This window comes from Streptomyces sp. NPDC054770, from assembly GCF_053611985.1.
The window spans coordinates 153,626-160,878 of sequence record NZ_JBSHBL010000014.1 but is presented as its reverse complement, the minus strand read 5'-3'; the positions used below and the strand labels follow the sequence as shown (position 1 = coordinate 160,878).

Sequence of the window (7,253 nt, the reverse complement as noted above, 5' to 3'; positions counted from 1 at the left end):
CGCCCTTCAGGGGCGCGGGGAACTGCGCGAGCAACCACGACGGCGCCGCACTGGCTCACGACGGTGGCGCGCCCCTCGGGGGCGCGGGGAGCTGTGCGGGCAACCACGACGGCGCCGCAGCGGGTCATGGACGGCGGCGCGCCCCTCAGGGGCGCGGGGAACTGCGCGAAAGCCCACGACGGTGCCGCGCTCGCCCACGGCCGTCAGCCCCACCGTGCCCGGGCTCGACGCCCCCCGGCAGCGAGAAGGGCCGACCCGTCACCGAGTCGGCCCTCCTGAGCGGCACGCTCAGTCCGTGCCGAGTTCCATCGCCGCCCGGTCCAGCAACTCGTCCGCGTCCGGTGCGGCCTCCCCCCGGGAGGCAATCGCCTCGGCGCCCCCCTCCGGCATGCTGCCGATCAGCCCGGTCGCCGCCGCCTGCGCCGCACCGATCGCCGGGTTGGTGGAACCGATCAGCCCCAGCCCCGCGTACTGCTCCAGCTTGGCCCGCGAGTCCGCGATGTCGAGGTTGCGCATCGTGAGCTGGCCGATCCGGTCCACCGGACCGAACGCCGCGTCCTCGGTCCGCTCCATCGACAGCTTGTCGGGGTGGTAGCTGAACGCCGGCCCGGTCGTGTCGAGGATCGAGTAGTCCTCGCCGCGCCGCAGCCGCAGCGTCACCTCACCGGTGACCGCCGCGCCGACCCACCGCTGGAGCGACTCGCGGATCATCAGCGCCTGCGGGTCCAGCCACCGGCCCTCGTACATGAGCCGGCCGAGCCGCCGCCCCTCGTTGTGGTACTGCGCGACCGTGTCCTCGTTGTGGATCGCGTTGACCAGCCGCTCGTACGCGGCGTGCAGCAGCGCCATGCCCGGCGCCTCGTAGATGCCCCGGCTCTTCGCCTCGATGATCCGGTTCTCGATCTGGTCGGACATGCCGAGCCCGTGCCGGCCGCCGATCGCGTTGGCCTCCATGACCAGCTCGACGGCGGTCTCGAAGGTCTTGCCGTTGATCGTGACAGGGCGGCCCTGGTCGAAGCCGATCGTCACGTCCTCGGGGAGGATCTCGACCTCGGGGTCCCAGAACCGGACGCCCATGATCGGCTCGACGGTCTCGATGCCGTTGTCCAGGTGCTCCAGGGTCTTCGCCTCGTGCGTCGCGCCCCAGATGTTGGCGTCGGTCGAGTACGCCTTCTCGGTGCTGTCCCGGTACGGCAGCCCGTGGGCCACCAGCCACTCGGACATCTCCTTGCGGCCGCCGAGCTCGGTCACGAAGTCCGCGTCCAGCCAGGGCTTGTAGATCCGCAGGTGCGGGTTGGCGAGCAGGCCGTAGCGGTAGAACCGCTCGATGTCGTTGCCCTTGAAGGTCGAGCCGTCGCCCCAGATCTGGACGTCGTCCTCCAGCATGGCCCGCACCAGCAGCGTGCCGGTGACGGCACGGCCGAGCGGGGTGGTGTTGAAGTACGCCCGCCCGCCCGAGCGGATGTGGAACGCACCGCAGGTGAGCGCGGCCAGGCCCTCCTCGACCAGCGCGGCCCGGCAGTCGACCAGGCGCGCGATCTCGGCACCGTAGGTGTGCGCACGGCCCGGCACCGAGGCGATGTCGGGCTCGTCGTACTGGCCGATGTCGGCGGTGTAGGTGCACGGGACGGCGCCCTTGTCGCGCATCCACGCGACCGCGACCGAGGTGTCGAGGCCGCCGGAGAAGGCGATGCCGACGCGCTCGCCGGCGGGAAGGGAGGTGAGGACCTTGGACATAGGAAGATTATGCATGAGAACGCATGGTCATGCAACGCCCCTGTTGGACCCACCCCGATCCGGTGCGGCGCACAGGGCGTGGTCGATCAGGGCGCTGGCCGCGTTCTCCTGGCCCAGGATGTGCTCCAGGGTGTCGCCGCGTGCCTCGGACATGGAGACCACGGCGCTGCGTTCGCCGTCGTCGGTGACGCCGTTGAGCGTGATGTAGCCGCCGTCCCCGCCCTCGTGGCTCCAGTAGGTGCCGCCGCAGCTCAGCGGGCGTTCGGCGAGACCGAGCCCGTACCGGCCGCCGGGCCACAGCTGCTGCACCTCCGCGCTCACCGGGACGGTCTGCTTCATCTCGGCCAGCTGCCGGGCCGGCAGCAGGCGGCCCGCGAGCAGCGCGCGCAGGAAGCCGTTCTCGTCCCGGGTGGTCGTGACCCACGAGAGGTTCTCGTGGTCGACCGGTATCTGGTCGGTGACGTCCACCACGGAACCGGGGCCGAAGAGCTGGTAGGCCTCGGCGTGCGGTCGGGGCAGGGCGGGCGAGGTGCCGATCCACCGGGTCCGGTCGAGGCCGAGCGGACGCAGCACGCGGTCCTCGATCGCCCGGTGGGCGGGTTGGCCGGTGGCCTTCTGGATGATCATGTCGAGCAGGACGTAGCCGGTGTTGGAGTACTGCCAGCCCTCGCCGGGCGGGAAGTCCGGCGCGTGGGCCATGGCCCGGGCCACCAGTTCCTCGGAACCGTGGACGTCGTGGCGCTGCTGGTAGTACTCCTCCGGCGTGGTGTATCCGGGCAGGTCGTCGTGGATGCCGCTGGTGTGCCGGAGGAGCTGGCGGAGGGTGATCCGGCTCCCGTCGTTGCCGTTGCCCCGCACCACTCCGGGCAGCCAGTGGTCGACCGTGTCGTCCAGGGACAGCCTGCCCTCGGCCTCCAGTTGGAGGACCACGGTGGCGACCAGCGTCTTGGAGGTGCTGGCCATGCGGAAGTAGCCGTCGGGAGGGACCGGGCGGCCGGTGTCCAGGTCGGCGGTACCGCTGGTGGCGACCGACTGCCGGCCGTCGGGCCCGATCACGCGGGCCTGCACACCGCTGATGCCGAGGGCCTGGATCGCCGCGGTGTCCCGGCGCAACTGCTCCGCGGGGGAGAGGTGGGCGGGCTGGGCTACGGCGGTGGCCGTCTCGGCGGCGAGCAGCGTGGTGACCGCGAGTGCCATGGCGAGATGCTTGCGCAGTGTCGGCAGTGTCGAAGGCATGGCCGAACGCTAGTTTTCGCCCTCGACCGGGCGCGATCCGACGTACCCCAGGATCGGGAAGGGGGATATCCCCAGCGCGGGCTCCGGCGTCGAGCCCGTTGAACCCGGGCCGACAGGGTCATGCGGGCCGTTCCGCCGTGGTGCGGCGTGGGGTCAGCAGTGCGGTGGCCGCCGAGACGGCGACGCAGAGGGCGGCGAGGTCCGCGGTGATGCCGATGCCCGCCCGCTGGCCCAGGGCCGCGCCACCGAGCATCCCCGCCAGCGTGGCTGCCGCCTGGAGCATGCCGTAGGCGGAGCTGACGCGGCCGAGCAGGGCGTCCGGGGTGCGGCGGGCCAGGCAGGTGTCGACGGTGACCAGGAAGCACACGCCCGGCGGCCCGATGAGAACGAAGAGGACGACGGCCCAGGCCATGTCGTGGGTGTTGAAGGTGACGGCGAAGACCGCGCTCAGCCCGGCCAGGCTGCTGATCATGACAGTCCGGTCGGACAGGTGTGCGGCGGCGGCCCGGCTCAGCGGGGCTCCGGCCAGGTAGCCGGCGCCCAGTGCGGCGAACAGCAGGCCCAGCGTGCCGGATCCGGCATGCAGGACCGTGCCGGTGTAGGGCACGAGCAGCGCGGTCAGGGCCGCGTTGCCGAAGAGGAACACCGAGGCCGTGGCGAACACGGCGGGCAGGCCCGGGGTCGCCCGGAGATGCGCGGCGCCGGCTCGCAGATCGCCCGTGAACCGGCTCACCACCGTGCTTCCGTCGCGTTGCGCAGGCGCAGGCGCAGGCTCGGGGCGGTGCCGGACCGCGGTGATCAGGATGGCCGAGACGAGGTAGCTGGCGACGTCGAGAGCCACGACCGGGCCGAAGCCGGCCAGCGCATAGAGGGCGCCTCCGGCGGGACCGCCGACCAGCCGGACGGTACCGGAGACCAGGGCCGCCACGGAGTTCGCCGCGGCCAGGCGCGGACCGCGCCCGACCAGCGCCGGGACGAGGGCTCGCCGCGCGGGACCGAAGAACTGGCCGAGGCCGGACTCGCCGATCAACGCGGCGTAGATCAGCCAGACCTGGCCCTGATGGTGGACGAGGAGCATGAGCGCGACGGTCGCGGCCCGTAGGACGTCGATGGCGAGCATCGTGCGGCGACGGTCCCAGCGGTCGGCGAACACCCCGGCCACCGGGCCGAGGAGGAGCGCGGGAACCGTCTCGGCCGCCAACGTCAGACCGGTGGCCAGCGTGGATCCCGTCAGACGGAGCACGAAGTAGGGCGCGGCGACCAGCAGCAGCCAGTCTCCCAGGCTGGACAGCAGATCCGCGGCCGTCACCAGACGGAAGTCGCGCACGCGCAGGACGTCGAACACGGCAGTCCCTCCCGCCCCCTGGCGCCCTGGACTCTGCGGTGAAAGAGCAGCTCAGCGGCGCACCTGTTGGCACTCTCCATGCGAGAGTGCCAACAGGTGCTTATCAATCGCCCTTGTCGTCACGCAAGACCCGCGCCGCTGTCCTGTCTCGCGATCGCCTCTGCCACGGCCTGCGATCGGGGCGACATCACTCCATCGACTCCAGAATGCGGTCGAGTGTCCGGCGCCCCATTCCGCTCATCGCCGGATTGGTCTCGACGTAGTACCAGACAAGACCCAGCGCCTGTTCGAACGCCCATGCCTTGCCGCGCTCCCACTCCAGATCGTCACTGACCAGTGTCCGCCGGAGCACTTCCCGCGGGCCCGGCTGCAACAGGTGCCAGGCGCTGACCAGATCCAGCGCGGGGTCGGCCGGGCCGAAGCCTCCGGTGTCGAGTACGCCGCTGAGCCGGTCTCCCGCGACCAGTACATTGCCGGGAATCAGGTCACCATGGCTCATCACGTCGGCACCCGTGCGTGGCAACTCGCGGAAATGGCTCCACGCCTGGCGCAGCCGGGGCACGTCGAGCAGTCCCTTGCTCTCCTCGAAGCACTTCGCCATCCAATCGTCGTGGTCAGCGAGATCGCCGCCGCGATTTTCGCCGCTGAAGAGCCGCCCCCGCGTTTCGGCGTCCCGCAGGGCTGCGATGAAGGCCGCGAGGTCCTCGGCGAAAGCGTCCGATCCACTCGGGTCGGCATCAGAGGCGACCGTTCCCGGCAGCCATGTCTGGACCGACCACGGCATGGGGTAACCCGCTCCGGGCTTTCCCAACGCGACGGGTTCCGGGGCGGGGAACCGAGACACCTGTGCCAGCTCCGCGCTCGCCTGGGCTTCCTGTTCCAGAACCGCCAGCGCCTCGGCGGCATCGGCCAGACGCAGTGGGAAACGCGCGGAGAGGTCGTTCCCGATGCGGAAGACGGCGTTGACCGTCCCGGTCGACGACAGGAGCCGGATCGCCTTGCCGCTCCACTGAGGGAACTGCTCCTGGATCAAGGCCGCAACGATCTCGGTGGTCACGTCCACTTGGTCATCGTGCATGGTCATCTCTCGCAGGCTCTTCCACTAGTCGCATTCGAAACGCCGGAGGCAGACCAGATCAACTGAGACGACAGCCAGTATTCATGCGCCAGAGTCGAGATCAACTGAGATTTTTCGGCCACCCAGGTGTCTCAACCTCAACCGTTCCATCGCGGGTGATCCGGTCCGCCGATGACGCGGCGCGGCGCGGCCTGTCACCAGGAGCTCGACAGGTCATTGCGATTCGACGGCGAATGCCCGACTCCGGCCTCGCCCCGAGGCCCGCAAGCGGTAGTCGCCAGGGGTTTCGCCGGTGTGGTGCTTGAAGAACTTCGAGAACGTGGTCGGGGTGGGAAAGCCGAGGCGCTCGCCGACCGCCGAGATCGGCAGTTCGGTGTGGAAGAGGAAGCGCCTGGCTTCCAGGACTATCCGTTCATCCAGATACTGCTTCGCGGTGGCCCCCGTCGCCGCGATGCAGGCGCGGGTGAGCGTCCGCGGGCTGTACCCGAGCGCCCGGGCGTAGTCGGCGACCGTGTGACTCTCGGCGTAGTCGCGCTCGATCGCTGCGTGGAACGCGCGGAACGCCTCCCTGGCCTCGCCCTCGCCCCGCCCGCGTACGTACAGGTGTGAGAGCCGCAGCACCAGGGCCGACAGCAGATGCCGGATGAGTTCGATCTGCGCGTCCAGCCGCAGTGCGCCCGTCTCCTTGTACGCCTCCATGAGGAGTTCGAGCGTCCGCTCGATCGGCTCGGCCTCCTCCCGGGAGGGCAGCAGCGCGCCCCACGGAAAGGGGGGATCGACGCTCGCCGCGGCGACGGTGGCCGGGTCGAGCAGGCCGGACTGGAAGAGGATCAGCGTGCCCTGCGCATGCTCCAGCCCCTCGTCGAAGCGGTACACCTGTTCGGGCCGGATCCACAACCAGGCACTGGGCGGCACCGGCAGCGATTCCCCGTCCACGGTGAGCCGGACGATCCCTTCCTTGGCCGTCAGCAGGTGGTGGAAGTCGGCCCGCGCAGGCTTACGCGGATCCAACCCGTGCCCGGCGGCCCGTCGTGCGAGCCGGGACAGCGGCAGTACCTCCAGGCCGGGCAGCGCCCCGGCCGCCGGACGGAACGGAACCTCGGCAATCCCCAGCTGACCGATTTTGCACACCTCCTGTCCAGATGCTACCGCTGTTGACCTGCGAACGCGCCCTAGCGTGAAGAGCGGGACGAAATCCGCCTGACGTATGAAGGAGGGCAGCCATGCGGCTCATCGTGGGGATGACCGGGGCGACCGGGGCGCCGTTCGGAGTGCGGCTGCTGCAAGCACTGAAGCAGCTGCCGGAGGTGGAGACGCACCTGGTGCTGTCGCGTTGGGCGCGTACCACCATCGAGTTGGAGACCGGCTTCTCGGCCCGTCAGGTGGGCGCGCTCGCCGATGTGGTGCACGGCCCGGAGGACCAGGCCGCGACGATCTCCTCGGGCTCGTTCCGCACCGACGGCATGGTGATCGTGCCCTGCTCGATGAAGACGCTGGCCGGCATCCGGGCGGGCTACGCCGACGGGCTGGTGGGGCGCGCCGCGGACGTGGTCCTCAAGGAGCGCCGCAAGCTGGTGCTGGTGCCCCGGGAGACCCCGCTGAGCGAGATCCACCTGGACAACATGCTCGCCCTGGCCCGCCTCGGGGTGCAGATGGTGCCTCCGATGCCCGCTTTCTACAACCACCCGCAATCGGTCGACGACATCGTCGACCACGTCACCGCGCGCGTCCTCGACCAGTTCGGACTGCCCTTTCCGGCCGCCAGGCGCTGGGAGGGGATGCGCTCCGCACATGCACTCGCGTCCGATGCGGCTTCCGTTCCCGACGGCGTCGAAGCTTCCTGACATACCCGTCACC

6 protein-coding genes are annotated in these 7,253 nt (G+C 70.5%); 1 reads left to right on the top strand and 5 read right to left on the bottom strand.

The annotated features are described in order from the left end of the window. Positions 1 to 288: 288 nt before the first annotated feature. From argG to ACWGKQ_RS15820, 5 genes are all read right to left on the bottom strand, one after another. Positions 289 to 1,737, bottom strand: a complete 1,449-nt coding sequence (gene argG / locus ACWGKQ_RS15840; protein WP_453292495.1) for an argininosuccinate synthase — start codon at positions 1,735 to 1,737, stop codon at positions 289 to 291. 27 nt (positions 1,738 to 1,764) lie between these two features. Next, positions 1,765 to 2,973, bottom strand: a complete 1,209-nt coding sequence (locus ACWGKQ_RS15835) for a serine hydrolase domain-containing protein (RefSeq protein WP_453292494.1) — start codon at positions 2,971 to 2,973, stop codon at positions 1,765 to 1,767. Positions 2,974 to 3,091: 118 nt separating this feature from the next. Continuing rightward, positions 3,092 to 4,318, bottom strand: coding sequence for an MFS transporter (locus ACWGKQ_RS15830; protein WP_453292493.1), 1,227 nt, complete (start codon positions 4,316 to 4,318; stop codon positions 3,092 to 3,094). A gap of 187 nt (positions 4,319 to 4,505) precedes the next feature. Then, the gene (locus tag ACWGKQ_RS15825) at positions 4,506 to 5,402 is read right to left on the bottom strand and encodes an aminoglycoside phosphotransferase family protein (RefSeq protein ID WP_453292492.1); all 897 of its coding nucleotides are present in this window, start codon (positions 5,400 to 5,402) and stop codon (positions 4,506 to 4,508) included. A 207-nt stretch (positions 5,403 to 5,609) separates the two neighbouring features. Continuing rightward, a complete protein-coding gene (locus ACWGKQ_RS15820; RefSeq protein ID WP_453292491.1) occupies positions 5,610 to 6,527 on the bottom strand; it encodes a helix-turn-helix transcriptional regulator in 918 nt (305 codons plus the stop codon). Between the two features lie 92 nt (positions 6,528 to 6,619). On the opposite strand from ACWGKQ_RS15820, the gene ACWGKQ_RS15815 reads away from it, so the two are divergent. Continuing rightward, positions 6,620 to 7,240, top strand: coding sequence for a non-oxidative hydroxyarylic acid decarboxylases subunit B (locus ACWGKQ_RS15815; RefSeq protein ID WP_453292490.1), 621 nt, complete (start codon positions 6,620 to 6,622; stop codon positions 7,238 to 7,240). Positions 7,241 to 7,253 lie beyond the last annotated feature (13 nt).

Bases quoted from the DNA above. Each gene is read 5' to 3' on its own strand.
- ACWGKQ_RS15815 (WP_453292490.1), top strand. From the start codon at position 6,620: ATGCGGCTCATCGTGGGGATGACCGGGGCGACCGGGGCGCCGTTCGGA.
- ACWGKQ_RS15825 (WP_453292492.1), bottom strand. From the start codon at position 5,402: ATGACCATGCACGATGACCAAGTGGACGTGACCACCGAGATCGTTGCG.
- argG (WP_453292495.1), bottom strand. From the start codon at position 1,737: ATGTCCAAGGTCCTCACCTCCCTTCCCGCCGGCGAGCGCGTCGGCATC.
- ACWGKQ_RS15835 (WP_453292494.1), bottom strand. From the start codon at position 2,973: ATGCCTTCGACACTGCCGACACTGCGCAAGCATCTCGCCATGGCACTC.